Consider the following 21,408-nt stretch of genomic DNA (forward strand, 5'->3'; position numbering starts at 1 on the left):
GATGGATTAATTTCGTACTTAAAAAAATGAATTAACATAAACCGCTTCAGAGGCCAAGGCAATACAAAGGTTATTATTTTTAGAAATAACATGGTCAATTGTTTATGAATTCAACATATTTGTGCATTGTACTGTCAAAATCAAATCGTTTTGCGTTTTCATAGCCAAGCCTGATAATTTCATTTTTAAACTTTTTGTCATCTAATTTTAGAAATTGTTCTGCAAAGGAACTGGCATCGTCTGGGTCGGCATACAATGCTGCTTTGCCACCCACTTCATCCATCATTGGTGCTTTATTGCTCGTTATAACAGGAGCTCCACAAGCCTGCGCTTCAATAATTGGCCAGCCAAAACCTTCCGAATAGGATGGAAAAATCATTGCTTCACATAGTGAATAAAGAGCTATGATTTCCTTATCAGCAGGATTGGGGATCAGCAGGATTTGATCTGAAACATCTAATGTTTGAATTAATTCGAGCAGTTCAGTATTTAAATTTTCTCCTGCTAAAACCAATAATCCATCCCACTTGTTTTTCAGTTCATAAATCATGTGGATTAATAATTTTCGGTTTTTGCGTTCCAGATCGGAACCAACATGCAAAATAATAGCCTTGTCTTTTAATGGCTGAAACTTTTTTAGAATAACCTGAATTTGATCTTCTGGCAAAGGAAAAAACTTTTTAGACAGTGCATTATGAATGTAAATCCATTTTTTATTGATTCTGGGCTTGTTGTCAATTGATATCAGCTGATTTAATGTAAACTCGGAAACAGCAGCTAATTTATTGGCTCCTGACAATGCCTTTAGAATAATTTTTTGCAAAATTTCTCCCGATTTTGTTGCTGTGCAGTATGTATCGGTAAATCCAAGGCCAGCTCTTATTGCTAAAACATCATGGCAGGTTATTATTGTTTTGCTTTTAGGCAAAAAGTAAAGGTAAAATGCATTCGAATGATCGCAGATATGATAGCTTACTTTTTTGAAAAGCATGAAATTAAAACTTCGGGTTAATAAAATCTTAATTGGAAACAGTATAAATTTATCAATATATGCTAACCATTTTATTAAGCTGAGACTCTTAAAACCTGATTTTCCAAATACTACGCCAGGACGGATTACACTGACTTTAAGGTTGTATCCGGCATATCCTTCAGCCATTAAAGCTTCGAATATTTGCATGCTGAATTGCTTGTCAGGCTTATAGTTGCCAATTAAAATTATTTCTGTAATCATAGAATAGTTTTTTGCAATAGAGTATCAGTTTTGCTTAAACTAGCCATTACTAAACCTCCCATAATTGTGGCATAGCCTAAAATACTGGGCTGAGCCCACTGCCCCTGAATTATTGTTACACTGGCGGCACCACAGATGATAAAGGGAAGAAGTTTCTCATCTTGTGGTAATTTAAATGATTTGACAGCAATACTAATGGTTAAAAACATGCGTAAAACAATTAGCCCTCCTCCAAAAATGATGCCCTGTTCTCCTCCCAAACGCCCCAGTTCCGTTTCGGAAATCAGGAAAGTAATTTTGCCATTTAACATTTGAGCACCTGCATTTGTACCCATGCCTAAATTGCCTGCAAATAATGGCTGACTAAATAAATCAGCGATTGGACCAATAAAATCATTAAGCATTCTTAAAAATATAGAATCCTTTAAGCCACCGCCTGAGGTAGACTTATTGGCTGATTCGACACGATCCATAAATACTTCGGTACTTAATTTAAATGAATCAGAATACTCTTGTAAAGCAAGTATTACTATATAAAAAATTATAGTGCTGATTATTAATTTCATAATCATTTTGTTAGAGGTCATTGATGCGATTACGGCAAATAAGCCTACTATTATAACAGCAACAACAGCCCCTCGGCTTATGGTTAATGGCAAAGCAATTACTAAAGTAATAGTACTGGCATAAAGCAGAATTTTGGAACAATAATCTTTTGACAGCCAGAAATAAAAAATAAAAACTGATACAGCAGTATAAAAACTGGCTAATCCCGAAATAAACGAGAATGTGCCAGGTGGTCTGCTATATCCCATTGCACCCGAGAAGCCTGCGCTGCCTTCGCCGCCAACTCCAATATTAATAAAAGCTGTCTGTGGGCTTGTAAATTGAAAATAGACAATCACTGTCATCACAATATTGAGCACCAGAAGCACTCGTCCTGCCTGGAGTACATCCTCTTTGGTAAAAACCCGTCCGATTATAAAAATCAATGGAAAATGCAGCAGCATAATCCGGGCTCCATAGATTCCAACGAAAAGATTGCCATGCCCAAATGTGAGTGTAATTGCTAGACTTAATAGCGTGAAAATCGCACTAATGGTGATATAGGGATTTATAAAATTTACTTTTAACTGTACAGCTCTTAGAATTATATATATGGCAATGGGATCACGTACTACTAGCAAAGGTGTCGCTAGGCCAGGCAAAATCCATTTGCGCAGAGCACCTTCAAAAATCCAAAGTAAAAAGTAAGCCCAGACAGCTGTTTTTATGGAATTATACGTTTGAGGTTCTGATAGATGTTCTTTCGTTATGTACATTTATTCCGATAGTTTATGAAATCCTTAACGATGCAAGTGCCTCAGCCATTTCTTGTCCATAAATTGACCACGGCCTGGTTTGAGCTTTATTTTGTGCGGCGGTTCCGAACTGCTGCAATATTGCCGGCATTTCAAATATCTTTTCCAATACTTCCTTTATAGCTTCCGAAGAGCCTGCTGGAACAATCCATCCATCTTTGCCATGGGTTATTAAATCGGGACCTGCCGTACGATCTGTTGTAATGACAGGGACTCCTTGGGACATTGCCTCTGTAATGACCAGCCCAAATCCTTCAAAAAGCGAGGGAAAAACCAGCACATCATTTTCGCGCATGCAAGCCAATACCTGGTTATGTGACATTGACGGAATCCACAGATGTTTTTCTAAGGCCTGGTTCATTGCAGTACAATCAGCAACTGCTTTATGTCCTATAATCGTTAATTCTACTTTGTCCTCTAATCCATCAACAGCGTCAAATAAATATGAAATCCCTTTTCTTTGGGATAAACCGCCTACAAATACAATTTTAAGTTTTCTATTTGCAAGCGGCTGATAATGTTTTTTTTCATGGGCTTCTGGAAAACCATAAGGGACGACTTTTATTTCGGGTAACTTTCCAGAATATTCTTCTAATGTTTTTTTTGTAAAACTGCTGGCTACAAAAATAACATCGGCTAAGGCCAGTTCTTGATCTTTTTTATGCAGTTTTTCTTGAGAGTCATTAAAACCTGTAAGTGTATTTGACCAATCGGGATTAAGTTCAAATTCTTTTTCCAGTAATAGGCGGGCACTTTTCCAATAACCAATGGGCAAGTCATAAATACAGTAAAGACCTAATTTTTTGGCCTTTATAAAAGTGGTTAATGCACCATCCTCGTATCCATACACTGCTGATAATCCTTCTTTTTTTGCCTTAGCCAAATGTGCTGCTACCCATTTTTCGTGCTTCTGATAAACATTATCTATGCAGAACAAGCCTTTTTCGTGTTTGATTAAATACGTTATATGCAGTTTTGAAGCCAGTAAACGCCCAAACTCAAAAAAAGATTTTGATCGGGTATAAGGCTGCCACGTTTTATCTAAGCTCCTTCTTTTTAAATCTTTTAATTTTGGATTGTCGCCCAGTTTATATAAAAACTGATCCGGAAATATTGCAATTGATGTGAACAATTTATAAAGCAGCCTGTTATTTAATAACCCAATTACCAGATTTTTGGAATTTGCATTTAAAGTTGGATGAGATACAAGTAACTTCATGATTTGGAAATGGAATTAATAAACTGCATTGCCATGCTATGCAAGTCAAATACTTCAACTTTTTTCGGGATTATATTCAGATTATTTTTTTCATATTTAATAATCTGCGGGATTACGTATTGTCCTTTTGTTGGCGTCCAATTGCGCGAAATACTGATAGTATTTATCTGATGCTCTCTATATGCTGCATAAACACCGCTTTTTTCTGTCTGAAAATAAGGAGTTGTAGATATGCCGAAATCACTATTTATAAGGACTTGCGATATTACATTTTCAGATTGTATACCCAGAACTTCATACGCAATATTATAACCTTCGAGAATTGAGGTATAGTGACTTAATTCGGCACCGTTTTTGCCAATGAAAATAAATTTTAAAGGTTTAACAAGTGTATTGAAACTCATTAACTCATTAACAAAATCTTTGAAGGGTGCTCCATAGTGAATACTCCCAAACAAAACAAACTGAGTAAATCCCGTCGCTTCTTTCTTTACCGCCGTCAAAGGTATATTGCCGCAAATGGGTAAAACTTCGGCGGTTATATCATGAGATTGAAGGAAGAACTGGTATAATTGATTTTGTGTGTTAACAGATTGTGTTTTGGTTTTATTAACTATTTTTTTAATAATAAGCTGCTGTAATCGGCCTATGCATTTGTGTTTGAATGATGATTCTTTGTCTATTCCTAGCCATAATTCATGAAACATGATATGCCACTTGTGTTTTCCTTTTAATCTCTCTAAAAAAGATGGCAGCCAAAAGGGGAGTCCTTTTGCGTTAAAACTATAAGGAACAAACTGCAGGCTTATCCACTCTGGATTAAATACTGCTAAGTTTTGCTTTACTGTATTATAACAAAGCTGTGATGAGGTATTATGCGGTATACGTAAAACAGTTACTGCTGTGCCTTCACATTCTTGAAGCTCTTCAGTAATAACAGTCTTGCCGTTATCCTTTAATGCTATAATAAATACCTGGTGTTCTTCCCTGATCAGCTCTCCTGCCAATCGGCGGGTATAATCACCAACACCGTCAAAACCAGGTTCTAAAGAGCCACATAAAAAGAGTATTTTCATTCACGCTTTTTTTTTGCCAAAATTCAGTCACTATTCAATTATAATTGTTTTAACCCAATATTCTGCCTAGAATTGAAGCTAGCTTAATATCTATTTTTCTGATCTTCAATTGTGATTTAGTATAAATTTCGATAGGGGACTGGCAGTAGTTAAAAAACATTTTTGCTGCAGTACCAGGTTTAGAGCCTTTTACTATTATCTGTTTAATGAAATTATTTTTCCATGGTTTTGTGCTTTCTACAGCATGAGCAATCAAATAAGCAGGATCTGTAAATCCCATTCCTTCAGTTCCTATAATACTAAAAGTAAGATCTGGCGATATTGTCATTGCTGCATTGAGCAAATCCTGATCTCCTTTAAAAGCACGAAAACCATCTTTTTCAAATCTGGACAGATCTCCATCAATGGCTTTATAATTATCCGTAAGCAAGATCCATCGGTCTAATAATCTGAAACTATCTCTATGCAGGCCAATAAAACCACTGTTTACATAGTAATTTAAATCACTTTTTGTCTCCTGATTTGCGAGTTTTTGCCACTCTCTTCTCCAGGGATGGTTTTGGTGTACAAAAGGGAAACAATTATCAAGACAGACCGAGACTCCTATATTTGTCCATGAGGAAATAAAGCTCCAAGGTGCATTTACAACAATATCCGGGTCAAAATAATATATGCTGGCAACATCAGGGTTTTCATCGGCGACTTTTTTCATGAAGGAAGGTTTGTAATATCCAAAATGCATATCAACATGCAGCAGCACAAAAATTAACTGAACATCATTTCCTATCTTAAAATTTTGATCTGTTTTGTCCAATTGACAGATCCATGAAGGCAGATTTCCCCTGTATCCAATATAAATTTTCCCTTTAAAAGAGGATTGAACCAAAGAATTAACCAGAGCTCCTACGCCTTTTTCATAATGTCCTTCGTAAAGTGTTGTAACAATCTCCATTTAATCTGGCTGTCTATATTTTAGAGTGTATTGTAAATGACTTTGTTTGCAGTATTGAGCCCGTTCTTTCGCCAATTTTTTTAGCAGGCACTCCACCCCATATCTCATAAGCAGGTATCGATTGTACAACAACTGCACCAGCTCCAACAACTGCTCCTTTTCCAATGGTAACTCCCATAAGTATTATGCACCCGGTTCCTATCCATACATCATCCTCGATTATGATATTAGCGATACTGACTGATTGGCTGGCTATTTTTATATCTTTTTTAATCTGATGATTATTATCAACAAAAATCGTATTGCTTGCAATTAAAACATCTTTTCCAATTATGATCTTAGAATTACAATTAAACTCACAATTTCTGCCAATAAAAGTCCTGTCGCCAATTTTTATGTAATTGTCTGAATTAAAAGGATCTTTAAACCAAAATAAAATATAATCGCGCAGTTCACAGTTTATTCCCATTCTTATTTTAGATGGCCAGTCACATTCAATTTTTCCAATTAAGCAGCCCTTATTTACTTGAAGGCCTAATGTTTTAAGATATAAGACTCTTAGCAATTGTGCATAAAATCTAATTTTGACTCTTAATATGGCTAAAATAGGCTGTTTCATTTTTTTCAAAATTATTTGATCAGTTGTAAAATTTTCAAAATTTATTGAAATAACCTTCTGTATTTTCCGCTATAATCAAAGTTATTGGCTCTCATTTTAATGAATTTTGCAGGAATCCCAGCGACGACATTACAGGTGGCTACATCTTTTGTAACAGTAGCCGAGGCAGCAACAACAGCACCAAAAGCTATTACAGTGCCTGGCAATATCATAGCTCTGGTTCCTATCCATACATAATCATGCAGTATTACCATTTTGTCACGGGGTTGAGCGATATCAAATAATTCATCGTGATCGGCAGTTAAAATAATAACATCTTCAGAGATGGACACATTGCTCCCTATTTTTACATTGCCTCTGGTATCAATTCTGCAGCCTCCATTTATAACAGAGTCAGTACCCATTTCTAAACCTTTGGCCGAATCAAATCTGCAATTCATATAAATTGAGCTTCCTTTGCCAATACTGAAACCCATAATCCTGCGGTAATACAGCAAGCGTATTGTATGGCTGGGAATATGTGCTATTATATGATTGCAGAGGTACAATCTGAATTCGGATATTATGTTTCTGATTTTCATTAAATCAAGCTATTGTGAATCGGAGCATGTTAAAAAATAGTTTGTAATTCCAAGGGCTTCTGCCTTTAACAGCTGATTTGAAATAATAAATTGCGCCCATTAAAATCCCCTTTCTGAATTTAAAGCCAAATTTTTTAGTGAGTCTGGCATGCCAGATAGGGAGGACATCATTATAATAACTTTTTAATTCTCCAAGCGGAATGGTGGAATTGTTAGTTTCATGAATTCTGTAATATCCAATCACTTCATCGCAGTAATACAGATTTCTGTTTTCGGAGTACCGCAGCATTAATTCAGCATCACAAATCTGGGTGTCTAAAAACAGCTTGCCATTGCATTTGATTTCATCTAAAATTTTTTTTCTGAAAATTGTAAAAATTATATGAAAAGGATTTTCAAATGCAATTTTTTCAAAGGCATTTTCAACATATCCAGATGTAATAAATTCATTTTTTAGAGTATATTTTTTTACACCCGTTTTTTCAAAAAGCATTTTGTATTTAAATGAAATGAAATCTATATTGACGTCAGATAATTTATCTACACCTTTCTCAATAAATGTATTTTCATGAATATCATCGGCATTTGCAATAACAATATATTCGCCTGTGGCATGATTGTAGGCATTATTCCAATTAGGCCCGATTCCAAGATTCTTTTCGTTTCTAAATAATTTTACTTTAGGCATCCCATGAAATAAACTGTTGAGTATTTCCCATGTTCCATCAGTCGAAAAATCATCTTGTATGATTACTTCAATGTTGATATAAGTTTGCAGCAGAAAACAATTTACGGTCTCTTCAATATACTTTTCGGCATTGTAAACGGGGATGCAAACGGATACTAATGGAGTAATCATATTATGAATATTAAAAATTGGTAACACTAAATTGATCTTAACTTATATATTTTTAATAATGTGTAGAATGCATATATTACTGCTTGAACCACAGAAATAAATATGTTGAAGCGCAAAACACCAATCAAGCTTGAAATATCAAAAGTGAAAATGCCAATTATGATACAGAGTAAATTGGTTAAAATATATATGTATGGATTAATAAGCCATCCTCGGCTTGAGCTGAGAGAAAATAATAAACCTGTGATTAATCCTAAGCAGCTGCCAATTACATTTAGAACAAGAGCTGCGTCTAGACCTCTATAATTATTGCCTAATATCCATAGAAATTGTGACGAAAAGAAAGAGATTCCTAAAACAAGAAACAAGCATATTATCAGCAGAATTAAAACATTTAATATAAACTGGTTTAGCAAGACTTTGTATTCATTTTTCTGCCGTGCAAAACGGGGTACCAATAACGTAGAAAACAGCGTGGCAAATAATCCTAATAATACAGATACTCTTCCTAATGCACCAACTTGAGCAACCGTTGTAGCATTTCCAAATATTGAAATGAGCCAAACAGTAATCTGTCCCGATAGGCAATAATAGATTGCGCCAGGCAATACTCGCTTGACAACGGAGAGAATTTCCTTTTCTATAACCGGATCGGTTGTCTGATTATTGTCAACAAAATTTTCGGCAATTTTCCGCAATTTTATATTCCCATAAATTCTTGGAATTCCGCCTGCTAAAATAGCGACAAACGTCCACGGAAAAATAAAAATTGTCAAGCCGGTAAGGATGAGCCGTCCAAACCCTACCATTATTTGATTCTTTTGCAAAGGAAGTATATCCTGATGAAGTTTCGGAAAAATTTCCAGCAATGAATCAGACAAAGCAGCAAAAAACGCAGGAATCAAAGATGTTACGATTAAAATAGCTGCTAACCAGCTGGCGCCATTCCGCAACAGCAGATAAATTAACAAAGGAATTGCAAAAAGAAGGCTTCCGATGGCAAATTTCCGCCGTAAATTGAGACCAGTAGCCAAGATTACTCCTAGTTTTTCCTTATTCTGCCATACTTTTCCACCTTGCGATAATACTCCTGTACCAATTCCGCCATCAGCAAGCAGCGTCATGGTTCCCAGCATAGTATTAGACAGCGTGTACAATGCATATTCATGAACTGGAAGCAAGTGTATAATCAAAAGACCACTTACAAATCCTACTCCTTGAACAATAATTTGTGCAGAGCCAGTAATACTTATTAACTTTCCCCATTGCAGTACTTTATCATACTGAGGATGTTCCTTTATCCTATTTAGCATACTTCGATTTAAAATAAGATTAATTAATAAAGTACTCAACTCTGTTTTACATTTTCTTTGAAACCCATTGTTTCCTTAATCTGTCTAGTGGCATATCATAATATTGATATAGAAGCAGCGAAAACAAATAAGTTATCAATAGATAAGCTAATGTATAGGGAATCCGTTCTGTTTTGGTCAGCTCTTTTATATAATAATTATACGGTATTATAAACATCCAATGGCTTAAATATAAAACGTATGACATGCCACCTAGCAAAATGTCCCTGGAATCACTTTTTCTTAGTACGCTATTGGCAAGCAGCGGTATTAGTATCAGAGCAGTTATAATATTAAAACCCTCATTGTAACTGCTATCCGTTATTCTGACTAAGGCAAATAAATCTGGAACCAGATAATGTATTAATAAAACCACAATAAATAAGGCATTGAAACCTTGTTCTATTTTGGGTTTAAAATTTATTTTTGACTTATAGACTGCTATTCCTATCAGGAAAAAAACTAAATATTTAAGTATCGTTTTGCTAATTAATAATTCTGGTAATAAAAACGAAAACACCAATGTTAAAAAAAAAGCGGCAGCTATAAATAATATTCTTTCCTTTCTTTGTTTCATCAATAGCATCAGGATTGGCAATAACAAATAAAACTGCAGTTCGATATCTAACGACCAAGCTGGGACTAAAGGAGCAAAACCAAGCTGATTATAACCCAGCATAAAAATATTTGCGAGCCCAAAACCAATACCGGCAGCTGATGTAAAATTTATTGCTTCTATTGTTTTAGGATCAAAGAACAAAAGCATTATAAAAGTTAACAAACTGACCATGTAATAAACTGGCAGCAGCCGAAAAATCCTGCTGCAGTAATAAACCATCAATGGCTGTCTGGTTCTGCTATATTTTGTTTCATACATTAAAGAAACCCAATAGCCGCTTAATATAAAGAAACAATAAACCGCCAGATGACCTATAAAAACAAACTTAGTAATATGAAATAAAACCACTAAACTTGCTAGAGCAAAACGAACTAAACCTGGTTTAATCATATTAATTATTATTTATTTCACCGTAGTTTCAAATGAATTGCAGTTTAACGGTCGTATTTTTTTATTCGAATTTTATGCAAAATATCTTCCTTCTTGAAAAAGGCCCCATCCTGATTATCCTTTGCCTATTCCCTTGATTTGAAATCCTAAGGCACTTAATTTTTTTGTGTCCAGAATATTGCGTCCATCTAGTATAAAGGCGGGCTTGTACATATTGGTATAAATAGTTTTCCAATCATAAGTTTTAAATTCGTCCCATTCAGTAAGAATGGCAACGGCATGTGCTTGGTCAAGTGCTTCCATGGGGTTGTTGTAAACAAAAAGCTGCTTCAGTTTTGAAGCTGTTTTATGTTCTGAAAGCCCGTTTATTTCCCATAGATAGCGCATGTCGGCTTTAATCTTAGCTTCCGGGACTTTCGGGTCATACACATGGATTTCGGCACCATCTTCTATCAAATGATCGGCCACATAAATTGCTGCAGATTCGCGAGTGTCATTAGTGTCTTTTTTGAAAGCCCAGCCAAGGAATACAATTTTTTTACCGCTAACGGTATTAAAAAGAGAGCTTATAATTTTTTTTGCAAATCGGTATTTTTGATAGTCATTTAAGATAATTACCTGTTCCCAATAATTGGCCACTTCAGGTAAGTTAAAATAACGGCAGAGATACACCAGATTCAAAATATCTTTTTGAAAGCATGATCCGCCAAATCCTACCGAGGCTTTCAGAAACTTAGGGCCTATACGGCTATCGGTTCCTATGGCATTTGCTACTTCATCAACATCGGCTTCGGTAGCTTCGCACAAAGCAGATAAAGCATTAATCGAAGAAATTCTCTGGGCCAAAAAAGCATTGGCAGTCAATTTAGACAATTCCGAAGACCATACATTTGTAGTTAAAATCTGTTTTGGTGTTAACCAATGTGCATAAATATCAACCAGAGCCTGTATTGCTTTCTGACCGCTTTCTGTTTGCTTGCCGCCAATCAAAACACGGTCAGCATTAAATAAATCTTCGATGGCGGTTCCTTCTGCTAAAAATTCTGGATTCGACAGGACTTCAAAATGCACCCCATTGCCAGTGCTGTCCAAAATTGTCTGCAGTGTTTCAGCGGTTCGTACCGGAAGAGTAGATTTTTCAACTATAATTTTATCGTTTTTTGCTATGCGGGCTATTTGTCTGGCACACAATTCAACAAACTTAAGATCGGCCGCCATTCCTTTGCCTTCACCATAGGTTTTGGTGGGAGTATTTACTGCTATAAAAATCATATCTGCAATCTCGATTGCATTCTCTACATCAGTAGAGAAAAATAAATTCCGGCCTCTTGCTTCTCGGACCACATCAGCAAGTCCTGGTTCATAAACGGGTAAGTTATCTAGATTTTCATCATTCCAAGCATCAATCCGCTCTTGATTTAAATCGACAACAGTCACTTTGATTTCGGGGCATTTATACGCGATGACAGACATTGTAGGGCCGCCAACATACCCAGCTCCTAAACAGCAGATATTTTGGATCTTCATATTCAATATTTTTTGTGAGGTGTTTCTTTTTTTTGACTGCTTGCCTTTTTGATTACTCAAAATAATTTAAAGTTGTATAGCCGCCCTCTTTTAAATACTGATCTTTCTGCATTAGTTTTAAATCCGCCTGCATCATGTCTTTCACCAGCGCGGCTAAATCATATTTGCATTTCCAGCCTAATTTGGTCTTGGCTTTGGCAGGATTGCCAATTAGTAAATCGACCTCCGTTGGCCTGAAGTATTTTGGGTCTACTGCTAGTACTTCTTTGCCTATCGGCAGTTGATAATTTGGATTATTACAGGATATTATATAGCCTTTTTCATCTATTCCTTCCCCTTTAAATTCCAGTGTTATGCCTACTTCGGCAAAACTCATTCTTACAAATTCACGCACAGGAGTAGAAATTCCTGTAGCAATTACCCAATCTTCAGCTGTATCAGCCTGCAGAATCATCCACATCATGCGTACATAATCTTTGGCATGACCCCAGTCACGTTTTGCTTCAAGATTGCCTAGATATAGTTTATCCTGCAGGCCTAATGCGATTCTTGAAGCTGCTCTGGTAATTTTGCGTGTCACAAAAGTTTCTCCCCGGATAGGAGATTCATGATTAAACAATATACCATTGCAGGCATATATGCCATAAGCTTCTCTATAATTTACAGTAATCCAGTAAGCATACATTTTGGCTACCGCATAAGGAGAACGGGGATAAAATGGAGTGGTTTCAGATTGAGGAACTTCCTGCACTTTGCCGTATAATTCAGATGTTGATGCTTGATAGATACGGGTTTTTTTTTCCAATCCTAAAAACCGGACTGCCTCCAAAAGGCGCAGAGTTCCGAGTCCATCGGCATTTCCTGTATATTCTGGCGTTTCAAATGAAACAGCTACATGACTCATGGCAGCCAGATTATAAATTTCGTCAGGCTGGATCTGCTGAATAAGACGTGTCAGATTTGTACTGTCAGTCATATCACCATAATGTAAAACGAAGTTCCTGTTTTCTATGTGAGGATCTTGATACATGTGATCGATTCTGTCTGTATTGAATAATGAAGTACGTCTTTTTAATCCATGTACTTTATAGCCTTTTTTTAATAAAAATTCACTTAAATAGGCTCCGTCTTGTCCAGTTACTCCAGTAATTAGGGCGGTTTTTTTCATTCGATTGATTTTTTATGATTATAAGGCACAAAGAATTGCCACGCAATTGCGCAAAAAATAAAAGTTTTTTTGAGAGTTTTCGGAAACTGATAAATTGAGACTGTGTTAAAAGCCTTTTTGCTTGAAACTGCCGATATTTTCTAAAAACCAATTATAGGTTCTCTCGATTCCTTCTTCTAAATCAGTCTGGTGTTTCCAGCCTATCTTATTCATTTTTGAAACATCCATTAATTTTCTTGGTGTTCCATCTGGTTTGGTATCATCCCAGATAATCTCCCCGGTATGACCAACAATTTTCTGGACTATGGAGGCTAATTTATTTATAGCCAGATCTTTTCCTGTTCCTATGTTGTATAAATTGTCAGGAAGCTGATTTTCTAAAGCAAAAACTACAGCCTCGGCCATATCATCTACAAATAGAAACTCTCGCATGGGTGTGCCAGTTCCCCAAAGAACTACTACGGCATTGTTGTTTTGTTTGGCTTCATGGAATTTACGGATCATGGCTGGCAAAACATGCGAACTATTCAAATCGAAATTGTCGTGGGTACCGTATAAATTGGTAGGCATCAAACTCACAAAATCTTTATTGAACTGTTTACGTATGGCTTCGCATAATTTGATACCGGTTATTTTTGCCAATGCATACCATTCGTTCGTTGGTTCCAAAGGAGCTGTTAATAAGTATTCTTCTTTTAATGGCTGAGGTGCTAATTTTGGATAAATACATGAGCTTCCTAAAAAAATAAATTTATCGGCACCTAATCGATGCGCTTCACTGATCAGGTTATTTTGAATTTGCATATTTTCCATCAAAAATTGATATGGAAAGTCTCTATTTGCCAGAATACCGCCTACTTTTGCGGCAGCGTCTATAATAACATCAGGTTTTGTTTTGCGCAGGTAGTCACGGACTGCTTTTTGTTTTCTTAAATCCAATTCTCTGCTTGATGCTCCGATAAGGTTAGAATATCCTTTTGCAGTCAAAGTTCTCCATATGGCACTTCCAGCCATTCCATTGTGTCCAGCAATATAAATTATCGAATTTTTATCAATCATGTGGGCTTTGTTTATTTTTATGAAATGTTTAAATCTGATTTGATTTACTGGAATATAACCATTTGTTTTTGATAAGATTAAACTATTGCATTTTTAAATTGTATCAGTAATTTTGGCTGTTTAAAAAACTGCAGCGGGGATTGATAAAATTGATTAATCACAATAAGATAGATTGTCTCTGTACGTTCTTTACAAATCCTTTTTGTCAATAATTGAATGAGAAATCATCAGCTTCTTGAGGAGCTGCAATGACATATGCTCGTGTCCCTTTAAAAGCTTTATCTTGTCATAATCAATAGTCTCCAATAGATGCCTGTCCATCGCTTTTAAATCTTCCCAGTGAAGTGTCATGGCATAATACATCTGATAATATTTCTGAAGGACTCTAAAAGTATTTTCTTTTATATCCCCCTGAATATTGATTTTTTGATCTTTATTCAGGGCATCTTTTAATTGGTTATCTAACTGCAATTTATAATTTGCGATAAGCTGCATAGCTAAATCAAATTCTTCAGAAGTAATCATTATTTTTTCTTTTGACATCGGAACTTCAAACTAATTTTTACAAATCACTATATTAAATTGTATTTTTAATAAGACAAATCAATAAATCCGGGTGCTTTTTATCACATTAGGTACCGCCAGAAAGGGCTAAATGACTTTCAAAAGTTCTTTTTGGTATACTTCCTGACGCAAACAGGTACTGGAAAATCGATGATCTCTAGTATTAAAATACAATTGAATTCCTTTTTCCTCACAATAAGTGCGTCCTGTAAAATCTCTATTTTTATATTCGTCTCCCACGATTCGCAAATGAATTGTAAAAGATTTTAATATATCCTCTAAATCTTGCTCTGTAGCATAAGGAACTACTTCATCAACAAACTTGCACGCCTTTAATTGTATATAGCGTTCAACAACAGTCTGAGTAGGTTTGTTTTTTGTGGGTCGATCTATGGTTGGATCCGTTTGAAGCCCCACAATTAAATAATCACAGTTTTGCTTTGCTTCTTCAAGCATTTTTACATGTCCTGCATGCAGCAAATCAAAAGCACTAAAGGTTATTCCTATTTTCATTGGATTATGTTTTTAGGTTAATAAAGTTTTGTGTAATTGCAGATTAAATTCAAAGCCATGAATCAGCAGGCTTCGTTGATTTTTTTAGAATTTGAATAAGGGTTCCCCGTGAATAGTTACATTTTAACTATCCAAAAAAGAAAAAAATAAAGGGTAAAAAATTAAAAAATCATTTCTGGCTTGCTTCAAATGATTTAAATCCCAAGGCTAAAAAAGATCATGAAATTCAAATCACTATCATCAGAAACTCAACAATGATAATAATGATAAAATTATAGCAGTTATAACAATGTAAAACACAATTTTAGTAGCTAAAAGTCCTAAATCAGGAAATAAAAATATTAAAATAGTGAACAGATATTATATCATGAATTTAATTTTACAATGATAAACCCTTAAATGTTTTTTGAATCAATTTTTCTTTGACTAAAGAAACAATGTTCTTACAATGAGTTTAGTATAATAATATATGTGCTGAAAAATTAAGCTTTAAAAAATCTATCTACAGCAATTGTATGATGATTGACAAAGGTTAATTTGAAATGTAACTTAAGTAAATATGAACTAAAAAAAACAGGATTATGAAATGGTATGTAGTTTACACAAAACCTAAATGGGAAAAAAGAGCCTCAGAGCAATTAATTAAATTTGGAGTGAATTGTTATTGTCCCTTAATCCAAAAAGTTAAACAAAGATCCGACAGGAAAATAAAGGTCGAAGTACCATTATTTGATCATTATATTTTTGTGCAGTTAGCACAAAAAGATAGAAACTTAGTATTTAATTCTCCAGGAGTTTTAAGGTATTTGTTTTGGCTGGGGAAACATGCTATTGTAAGAGATCATGAAATTGAGACTATCAAAGAATGGCTTAAATCTGGAGATACCGCCAAAGAAATATCTGTTATGCAGTATCAGATTGGAGATAAAATACACTTGAATTCTGGGCCTTTTTGTGATCAGAATGCTGTCGTAAAAGATATTACAAAAACGCATTATGTTTTAATTTTAGAATCTTTGGGGTTTGTTTTAAAAGTAAAACATAAATAAAGAAAATTATATTTTTCAGGAAATCAGAAATTTGGCTTCTCATTTTTAAAGCAATCAAAATGCTGTTTCCTGAAAAATTAATTCTCTAATTTAAAAAGCTCGCTTTTTTTAACTCCCAGAATCTTTACTAATCTATCCAGTTTTGATAATTTAAGATCAACGATACCTTTTTCAATATTTTCATAATTTTTTATACTAATTTCCATTTGAATCGCTATATATTCCAGAGTATGGTTGTTCTGTAATCGATACTCTTTAATTTTTGAATAGTAATTTTCCATAGTCCTATTTTTTAGTATTACATTTAAATTTAGTCTTTTAAGATGGTTCTATTTTGTCTCATTAAAAAAATAAGAAACATCGAACTTGAAAATAAATTCAGTTGAAACCTCTAAAACTTTTGATATTTCAACTAATTTTGAAACAGTTAAATCTACATCTCCTCTTTCAATTTTGCCATAGCCGCTGGTGCTCATTTTCAATTCAGCCGCTACATATTCTCTAGTTAAATTCTTTAATTCCCTTATCTTTCTAATATTTTCGTATACACTATATTTCATAAAAACAAAGAATATAAATAATTTACATTTGAATTTTTGACTTGATTTTTAATTCATTTACTAGTATGAAAACTATGAGTGAATAATTCCTTTTATGCCGCCGGTTTTAAAAATGGTTATTTTAATAACTATTTAACGGATTAAAACTCTTTTAAATTTCAAGTTAAAATTATACAAGGTTTTCAAATTTTAATAATAAATCTGTCCAAAGGATTTTAAAAACCGATTAAATACAATATATTAATTTAATGGCTATCAGATACTTATATTATTGAAAGAAAAGGTTTATATAGTCGTTTGATAATGCTTTATTATATATTTTTAGGAATCCAAACTGCACTTTTTTTTTGAAGTTTTTTTGGATATAAATACTAAGGAAATAATTCACTTGCAAAACTGTGTTTTATTAAATCCTGTTTAAAACCTGAGTTCTATTAATACTGTATTTCGCAGTAATGGAACTCAGATCATGTAATATTTGTTTTTTCTATAAATATTACACTCTTCCAGAGCTTGAATCTTGTTAAAACAAAACTGAATCAAGCACAAAGAGGAAGCATATTTATAGCCAATTAATAAAATCTGATTCAGGTTTTAAACTTTCTAGAATAACCCTGAGAGAATAAAAACAATGCGATAGGCGAGGAGGGAGCTATTTAAATGCAAAATTCAGATTAAGTCAAATTAATCTGAATTTTGTGTGATTTGCAGTTTAACTGCTTATATATGAATTTAATGGGTAACTAATATCTGGGGATAAGGATTGGACTTTTCATCAAGGATTGCCGTTGGCACATTTTCTTTCAAATTCACTAATAATTTACTGTATTCAGGATAATTTGAAAAAGTGCTATTTACAAATATTCCGTGGGTCTTAACTGTTGCACCTCCAAGTCGTCCATTTACGGTTGAATTTATTATATTATGATTTTCTTCATAATATATTGTATTAGCAAATACTGTAATGTTATCAAGTAAATTACAGCCTTCCATAGTGCTGCTCTTAGAATTGAATACAAAAGCTGCGCTATTATTTTTGAAATTACAGGAATAGTAGCTTAAATCACCATTTATGACTGCATTTTCCTTATAGGTATAATCGCCCACACTGCCACTAGGAAGAGATCCTCTATTGTTAGTAAAATCGCAGTTAGCAGCGATTGCATAATTCTGTGCCGAAATATTTAAAGCGGTTTCATTACTGTCAAATTTGCAATCTACCCATGCATTTAAATTATCTGCTCTGGTTGCTCTCATTGAAACTGCCATGCCACAATTGATGAATTGATTTTTATAAAACATAGTTTTATCTACAAAACTTGAAGTATCATTGTCGTTTGCCCATGGATAAAGGGGATCTTGGAAAAAACCAATTTTACAATTTACAAAGCCCAGGTTTTCAAGAAAATTGTTGTCAAATCCTCTTATTCTTTTTAATTGTATCCCATATGTTTGATCCCTGAATATTACAAACTTCATTTTCTGCATAGCCATGTGCTGTGTTCCAAAGTCCTGCGACGAATAAACGCCTACACTGCCTCCTTGAAGTGTCAAATTTGCCAGTGTAAAGTTAGTATCCTGCCCACCCGTAAGAGAAATCAGGGGAAAATCATCAGTTAAGCCCACAATAACGGTTTTGCCTGTTCCCTGGCCAATAATTCCATGTTTGGAATCTATAGGAAGCTTTAAAGTGCTTTTTATATAAAAAAATCCAGCTGGCAATTCAGCAATGCCTTTCGTATCTATTAAATCCTGAATATATTTAGTCTGATCTGCTTTGTTTTCTCTGTTTTTTTTCCAGTCTGGACCTAATGGATCGGGTAGTGTTTCCCAGCTTGTTCTAGTCCACGGATTGTGTGGAGTCTCTTTAATAGTATTTGAAAGTGCAGTTATTATGGTATTATCTTTAATAGCAGCCGTTTGGGCAGCTCCATTATATTTTATTGCGTTGCTTGCATCTAGATTTGCCAAAAGGTCAAACCCTGTTACTGTTCCAGATTTTCTAGTATAATTTCCTGCCCCGAATACTAAAAACATATTTGCTTTTGCTGATAAAACATCAGTCGGAGTCCTTAAGAATTTGTTGTAGAAGAGAACATTATTGGCATCAATGTCATAGGATGGGGTTGGATCAGTTTCATAGCTGCCTCCGCCAAAATCGGTGATTTTTACATTTCCCATGTTTTTTGCCGAAAACATTGCTTTTGTTCCTTCTTTCAAAAGATTCCATCCCTCAGCGTCCAGTCCAACAAAGGTGGCAGCCTGCAGGCCGTCAAGGTCTGTAGTATCACCATGAGGTGTTAAAAAATTAGTGTGTAAATGGACATTTCCGTAGCTAGGCGTGGTATTGTTTCCTTTCATTACAAGGAGATTGGAAACCGTTCCTGTCTGATGTTTAATTATTTTGTTATTCCTAAAATAACCAGACTGGCTGCAGTCGATTCGTATTGGTCCTCCAAAGTCTATAATTGAATTACCCACAAACATTACATTTGTAGCGCGTAAAGTAGCCCATTTAATTGTTTTGAAAACACATCCCGAAATAATGCCTCCTGACTGAATAGTAATGAATTTATCTGATGGGAATAAATTTTCTAAACGCACATTACTGCTTCCTGCTTCTATCGTTATATTAGAAACTTTTGTCAATGAGGGGTGTCCGTATAGTTTCTGCCCATTTTTCATTATGATATCAACTCCAGAGTAATCTCCTTTCTCTAATCTTATAGAGCCATATTTATCTAAAGCCGCTTGTATTGTTCCTTTTTGGGCAATCGGTAATAAATAAGCCTTAAAATATTCAATTTCTTCCAGCTGATTGTTTGTCCCATTATCAACTGGAGGTTTAACTTGAGCTTCTTCAATAGAATACTGGTAGTTTTGCGAAAAAACTGCAGTTGAAAAGAACAGAAAGAAGATTAGATTTTTCATTGCCCTGATATGATATAGGAATTTAAACCTGTTTTTCTCAGCATGCCAAATCGGACATTTCCAGTAGCGCTGGTAAACTTGGCTGTACCAGCAGCAGTATAGTTTATCGTCACGCCCGAAGATGCTTGTATTGTAAGTACCGCCCCATTATGCGCTTCTAAATTAACAGTATCACCGACTGCCATAGAGTCAAACCCGGAAGTCAGCGTTAGTGTAGCCGACGCTGTACATTCTATAGTATTATTTATATCTGTATTGGCAATGTTTCTGGCTGCAGTAAATGAAATTATCGCTGCCCGGGGAGCTGCAGTGCTGCTTGTGCCAACTATTCTTTCAGCTGTTTTTGCATGTAATGCATAAGGTACACTCAGCAATTGTGTAATTCCGATAATATTATAGTTAATCCCGCCATTAACATCTACTTGGGTTTCTATAAAAAAAGGTCCCTTTTCCCAAGTAATAGTGCTGAAATTTCCTGTAACATTTGTTCCTGTTCCAATTTCCAGGGAAACCAGACCGTTATTGTTTGTAACTACCGAGTGGGTTTCCTGATAAATTTTAGTGCCATTGGCTGAACCTTGATGCACAATAATTTTAAGGCTGATGTTCGAATTCGTTACTAAGCTATTGTCTTGCGCGCGGATAATTGCCTGATAGCTCATTTTTTCTGGTGACTGCGAAAAGACTTTTAGTGATACAGTCACAAATAATAGTAAGGTAAGTGCAAGTTTCATTATTTTATTTTTTTAATATTTTAAATGTTTTCGAAACTTTGTTATTTATATTTACTCGAAGCATATACAATGATGGAGTAAGACCACTTAAATTAATCTGAGTTTCATCCTGACTAATTTTGTTTTGTTTTAAAAGCCTTCCCTGAATATCATAAAGCTGATAAGATTGAGTTCCTTTTTCTAACTCTAATCCTTTCATGTTTACGTTAACAAAATCTGATGTTGGATTTGGGTAAATTATTATTTCTGCTTTAGGTTCAATGTTATCCGGTGTACCTAAATTTTCGCTTGCTTCCTGGTGCTGTATTCCTTGCGCTACATTGTAAATTGATTCTCCAATGTAAGTATAGAAAACTTGTCCTATTGAATATGTTACTGTACCAGAACTTCCAGTTGCATTATTGCCCGATGCAATTATAGTTTCCATAATGGTATTCGAGTCTGCTTGCGTATTTTGACTAATACCTTTAAAAGAAAAAGACAATAATAGTATAATGAGCAGGTTAATAATTTTAAGATTTAGATGCTTCACAGTTTATTGAATGTTAAATAGTTGAAATTATGCGGCCGCAAAACTATTTTAAATAAAAAATAAAATCGAATAATTTCATGTATTTTCGATAAACTACGCAAAATATAATGTTTTAGTAGGTTTTTATTTATATTATAAGGGCTAATACGCACATTTTTAGTGCCTGAAAAAATCATGAAAAAATTTATTATAAGGTAATACTTGAAATAATAAAAATTAAAAATTTAGATATTCTGTAAACTAAAAATGAACTTCATGACATTTAATTTAATAACGATATTTGATTTCATTAATTGTATCTTATCAAGCTTTTTATTCAATATTCAATATAGGCCTGAATATTTCCTTTATTTCATAATTATTTAATGATTTTAATGCAATATTCTTTTTTAAAACATAACATATATAGTTGATTTAAAGATATTTATGGTTAAAAAAAAGAACATTAAATCTATTTTTTTAGGCATTTAAAAATTTTATTCATGAAGATATTCTTTTGTTGAAAAATT

At 34.3% G+C, this 21,408-nt stretch carries 21 protein-coding genes; 1 reads left to right on the plus strand and 20 read right to left on the minus strand.

Annotation, left to right across the window (positions count from 1 at the left end):
• Window positions 1-94 precede the first annotated feature (94 nt).
• The 15 genes from ABEG11_RS17020 to ABEG11_RS17090 form a co-directional block, all read right to left on the minus strand.
• A complete protein-coding gene (locus tag ABEG11_RS17020) occupies window positions 95-1,234 on the minus strand; it encodes a glycosyltransferase family 4 protein (RefSeq protein WP_348825381.1) in 1,140 nt (379 codons plus the stop codon).
• On the minus strand, window positions 1,231-2,556 hold the full coding sequence (locus ABEG11_RS17025) for a hypothetical protein (RefSeq protein ID WP_348825382.1): 1,326 nt from the start codon (window positions 2,554-2,556) through the stop codon (window positions 1,231-1,233). The genes ABEG11_RS17020 and ABEG11_RS17025 overlap by 4 nt, the downstream gene beginning before the upstream one ends.
• A gap of 13 nt (window positions 2,557-2,569) precedes the next feature.
• Window positions 2,570-3,814 (minus strand): glycosyltransferase family 4 protein, encoded by a 1,245-nt coding sequence (locus tag ABEG11_RS17030; RefSeq protein ID WP_348825383.1) that lies wholly within the window; start codon window positions 3,812-3,814, stop codon window positions 2,570-2,572.
• Window positions 3,811-4,890, minus strand: coding sequence for a hypothetical protein (locus ABEG11_RS17035; RefSeq protein WP_348825384.1), 1,080 nt, complete (start codon window positions 4,888-4,890; stop codon window positions 3,811-3,813). The genes ABEG11_RS17030 and ABEG11_RS17035 overlap by 4 nt, the downstream gene beginning before the upstream one ends.
• Window positions 4,891-4,939: 49 nt before the next feature.
• The gene (locus ABEG11_RS17040) at window positions 4,940-5,842 is read right to left on the minus strand and encodes a hypothetical protein (RefSeq protein ID WP_348825385.1); all 903 of its coding nucleotides are present in this window, start codon (window positions 5,840-5,842) and stop codon (window positions 4,940-4,942) included.
• Between the two features lie 13 nt (window positions 5,843-5,855).
• Window positions 5,856-6,461, minus strand: coding sequence for an acyltransferase (locus tag ABEG11_RS17045; RefSeq protein WP_348825386.1), 606 nt, complete (start codon window positions 6,459-6,461; stop codon window positions 5,856-5,858).
• A gap of 41 nt (window positions 6,462-6,502) precedes the next feature.
• On the minus strand, window positions 6,503-7,042 hold the full coding sequence (locus ABEG11_RS17050; protein WP_348825387.1) for an acyltransferase: 540 nt from the start codon (window positions 7,040-7,042) through the stop codon (window positions 6,503-6,505).
• A 4-nt stretch (window positions 7,043-7,046) separates the two neighbouring features.
• Window positions 7,047-7,901 carry a glycosyltransferase family 2 protein gene (locus ABEG11_RS17055; RefSeq protein ID WP_348825388.1) on the minus strand — a complete coding sequence of 285 codons (855 nt, stop codon included), beginning with the start codon at window positions 7,899-7,901 and terminating at the stop codon, window positions 7,047-7,049.
• A 26-nt stretch (window positions 7,902-7,927) separates the two neighbouring features.
• Window positions 7,928-9,214, minus strand: a complete 1,287-nt coding sequence (locus ABEG11_RS17060) for an MATE family efflux transporter (RefSeq protein WP_348825389.1) — start codon at window positions 9,212-9,214, stop codon at window positions 7,928-7,930.
• A 46-nt stretch (window positions 9,215-9,260) separates the two neighbouring features.
• On the minus strand, window positions 9,261-10,262 hold the full coding sequence (locus tag ABEG11_RS17065; RefSeq protein WP_348825390.1) for an acyltransferase family protein: 1,002 nt from the start codon (window positions 10,260-10,262) through the stop codon (window positions 9,261-9,263).
• Between the two features lie 114 nt (window positions 10,263-10,376).
• Window positions 10,377-11,789: a UDP-glucose 6-dehydrogenase gene (locus tag ABEG11_RS17070; RefSeq protein WP_348825391.1), complete on the minus strand. Its 1,413-nt coding sequence runs from the start codon at window positions 11,787-11,789 to the stop codon at window positions 10,377-10,379.
• Window positions 11,790-11,841: 52 nt separating this feature from the next.
• A complete protein-coding gene (gmd, locus tag ABEG11_RS17075) occupies window positions 11,842-12,957 on the minus strand; it encodes a GDP-mannose 4,6-dehydratase (RefSeq protein WP_348825392.1) in 1,116 nt (371 codons plus the stop codon).
• Between the two features lie 105 nt (window positions 12,958-13,062).
• Window positions 13,063-14,016 carry a GDP-L-fucose synthase family protein gene (locus ABEG11_RS17080; RefSeq protein ID WP_435302850.1) on the minus strand — a complete coding sequence of 318 codons (954 nt, stop codon included), beginning with the start codon at window positions 14,014-14,016 and terminating at the stop codon, window positions 13,063-13,065.
• Between the two features lie 189 nt (window positions 14,017-14,205).
• A complete protein-coding gene (locus ABEG11_RS17085; RefSeq protein WP_348825393.1) occupies window positions 14,206-14,541 on the minus strand; it encodes a hypothetical protein in 336 nt (111 codons plus the stop codon).
• Between the two features lie 126 nt (window positions 14,542-14,667).
• The gene (locus ABEG11_RS17090; protein WP_348825394.1) at window positions 14,668-15,093 is read right to left on the minus strand and encodes an adenylyltransferase/cytidyltransferase family protein; all 426 of its coding nucleotides are present in this window, start codon (window positions 15,091-15,093) and stop codon (window positions 14,668-14,670) included.
• A 581-nt stretch (window positions 15,094-15,674) separates the two neighbouring features.
• On the opposite strand from ABEG11_RS17090, the gene ABEG11_RS17095 reads away from it, so the two are divergent.
• The gene (locus ABEG11_RS17095; RefSeq protein ID WP_348825395.1) at window positions 15,675-16,142 is read left to right on the plus strand and encodes a UpxY family transcription antiterminator; all 468 of its coding nucleotides are present in this window, start codon (window positions 15,675-15,677) and stop codon (window positions 16,140-16,142) included.
• Between the two features lie 77 nt (window positions 16,143-16,219).
• Here the strand turns inward: ABEG11_RS17095 and ABEG11_RS17100 are convergent, their stop codons facing one another.
• The 5 genes from ABEG11_RS17100 to ABEG11_RS17120 form a co-directional block, all read right to left on the minus strand.
• On the minus strand, window positions 16,220-16,423 hold the full coding sequence (locus ABEG11_RS17100) for a helix-turn-helix domain-containing protein (protein WP_348825396.1): 204 nt from the start codon (window positions 16,421-16,423) through the stop codon (window positions 16,220-16,222).
• A gap of 48 nt (window positions 16,424-16,471) precedes the next feature.
• Window positions 16,472-16,702: a helix-turn-helix domain-containing protein gene (locus ABEG11_RS17105; RefSeq protein ID WP_348825397.1), complete on the minus strand. Its 231-nt coding sequence runs from the start codon at window positions 16,700-16,702 to the stop codon at window positions 16,472-16,474.
• A gap of 732 nt (window positions 16,703-17,434) precedes the next feature.
• On the minus strand, window positions 17,435-19,633 hold the full coding sequence (locus ABEG11_RS17110) for a hypothetical protein (RefSeq protein WP_348825398.1): 2,199 nt from the start codon (window positions 19,631-19,633) through the stop codon (window positions 17,435-17,437).
• Window positions 19,630-20,367, minus strand: a complete 738-nt coding sequence (locus ABEG11_RS17115; RefSeq protein WP_348825399.1) for a DUF8740 domain-containing protein — start codon at window positions 20,365-20,367, stop codon at window positions 19,630-19,632. Before ABEG11_RS17115 ends, ABEG11_RS17110 begins: the two co-directional genes overlap by 4 nt.
• A 4-nt stretch (window positions 20,368-20,371) precedes the next feature.
• Window positions 20,372-20,794, minus strand: a complete 423-nt coding sequence (locus tag ABEG11_RS17120; RefSeq protein ID WP_348825400.1) for a T9SS type A sorting domain-containing protein — start codon at window positions 20,792-20,794, stop codon at window positions 20,372-20,374.
• Window positions 20,795-21,408: the final 614 nt, after the last annotated feature.

Source organism: Flavobacterium aestuarii, assembly GCF_040049115.1.
Lineage (GTDB): Bacteria > Bacteroidota > Bacteroidia > Flavobacteriales > Flavobacteriaceae > Flavobacterium > Flavobacterium aestuarii.

What these genes read in the sequence shown, in the direction of transcription:
- ABEG11_RS17020 (WP_348825381.1), bottom strand. Translation starts at nt 1,234, where the DNA reads ATGATTACAGAAATAATTTTAATTGGCAACTATAAGCCTGACAAGCAA.
- ABEG11_RS17025 (WP_348825382.1), bottom strand. Translation starts at nt 2,556, where the DNA reads ATGTACATAACGAAAGAACATCTATCAGAACCTCAAACGTATAATTCC.
- ABEG11_RS17030 (WP_348825383.1), bottom strand. Translation starts at nt 3,814, where the DNA reads ATGAAGTTACTTGTATCTCATCCAACTTTAAATGCAAATTCCAAAAAT.
- ABEG11_RS17035 (WP_348825384.1), bottom strand. Translation starts at nt 4,890, where the DNA reads ATGAAAATACTCTTTTTATGTGGCTCTTTAGAACCTGGTTTTGACGGT.
- ABEG11_RS17040 (WP_348825385.1), bottom strand. Translation starts at nt 5,842, where the DNA reads ATGGAGATTGTTACAACACTTTACGAAGGACATTATGAAAAAGGCGTA.
- ABEG11_RS17045 (WP_348825386.1), bottom strand. Translation starts at nt 6,461, where the DNA reads ATGAAACAGCCTATTTTAGCCATATTAAGAGTCAAAATTAGATTTTAT.
- ABEG11_RS17050 (WP_348825387.1), bottom strand. Translation starts at nt 7,042, where the DNA reads ATGAAAATCAGAAACATAATATCCGAATTCAGATTGTACCTCTGCAAT.
- ABEG11_RS17055 (WP_348825388.1), bottom strand. Translation starts at nt 7,901, where the DNA reads ATGATTACTCCATTAGTATCCGTTTGCATCCCCGTTTACAATGCCGAA.
- ABEG11_RS17060 (WP_348825389.1), bottom strand. Translation starts at nt 9,214, where the DNA reads ATGCTAAATAGGATAAAGGAACATCCTCAGTATGATAAAGTACTGCAA.
- ABEG11_RS17065 (WP_348825390.1), bottom strand. Translation starts at nt 10,262, where the DNA reads ATGATTAAACCAGGTTTAGTTCGTTTTGCTCTAGCAAGTTTAGTGGTT.
- ABEG11_RS17070 (WP_348825391.1), bottom strand. Translation starts at nt 11,789, where the DNA reads ATGAAGATCCAAAATATCTGCTGTTTAGGAGCTGGGTATGTTGGCGGC.
- gmd (WP_348825392.1), bottom strand. Translation starts at nt 12,957, where the DNA reads ATGAAAAAAACCGCCCTAATTACTGGAGTAACTGGACAAGACGGAGCC.
- ABEG11_RS17080 (WP_435302850.1), bottom strand. Translation starts at nt 14,016, where the DNA reads ATGATTGATAAAAATTCGATAATTTATATTGCTGGACACAATGGAATG.
- ABEG11_RS17085 (WP_348825393.1), bottom strand. Translation starts at nt 14,541, where the DNA reads ATGATTACTTCTGAAGAATTTGATTTAGCTATGCAGCTTATCGCAAAT.
- ABEG11_RS17090 (WP_348825394.1), bottom strand. Translation starts at nt 15,093, where the DNA reads ATGAAAATAGGAATAACCTTTAGTGCTTTTGATTTGCTGCATGCAGGA.
- ABEG11_RS17095 (WP_348825395.1), top strand. Translation starts at nt 15,675, where the DNA reads ATGAAATGGTATGTAGTTTACACAAAACCTAAATGGGAAAAAAGAGCC.
- ABEG11_RS17100 (WP_348825396.1), bottom strand. Translation starts at nt 16,423, where the DNA reads ATGGAAAATTACTATTCAAAAATTAAAGAGTATCGATTACAGAACAAC.
- ABEG11_RS17105 (WP_348825397.1), bottom strand. Translation starts at nt 16,702, where the DNA reads ATGAAATATAGTGTATACGAAAATATTAGAAAGATAAGGGAATTAAAG.
- ABEG11_RS17110 (WP_348825398.1), bottom strand. Translation starts at nt 19,633, where the DNA reads ATGAAAAATCTAATCTTCTTTCTGTTCTTTTCAACTGCAGTTTTTTCG.
- ABEG11_RS17115 (WP_348825399.1), bottom strand. Translation starts at nt 20,367, where the DNA reads ATGAAACTTGCACTTACCTTACTATTATTTGTGACTGTATCACTAAAA.
- ABEG11_RS17120 (WP_348825400.1), bottom strand. Translation starts at nt 20,794, where the DNA reads ATGGAAACTATAATTGCATCGGGCAATAATGCAACTGGAAGTTCTGGT.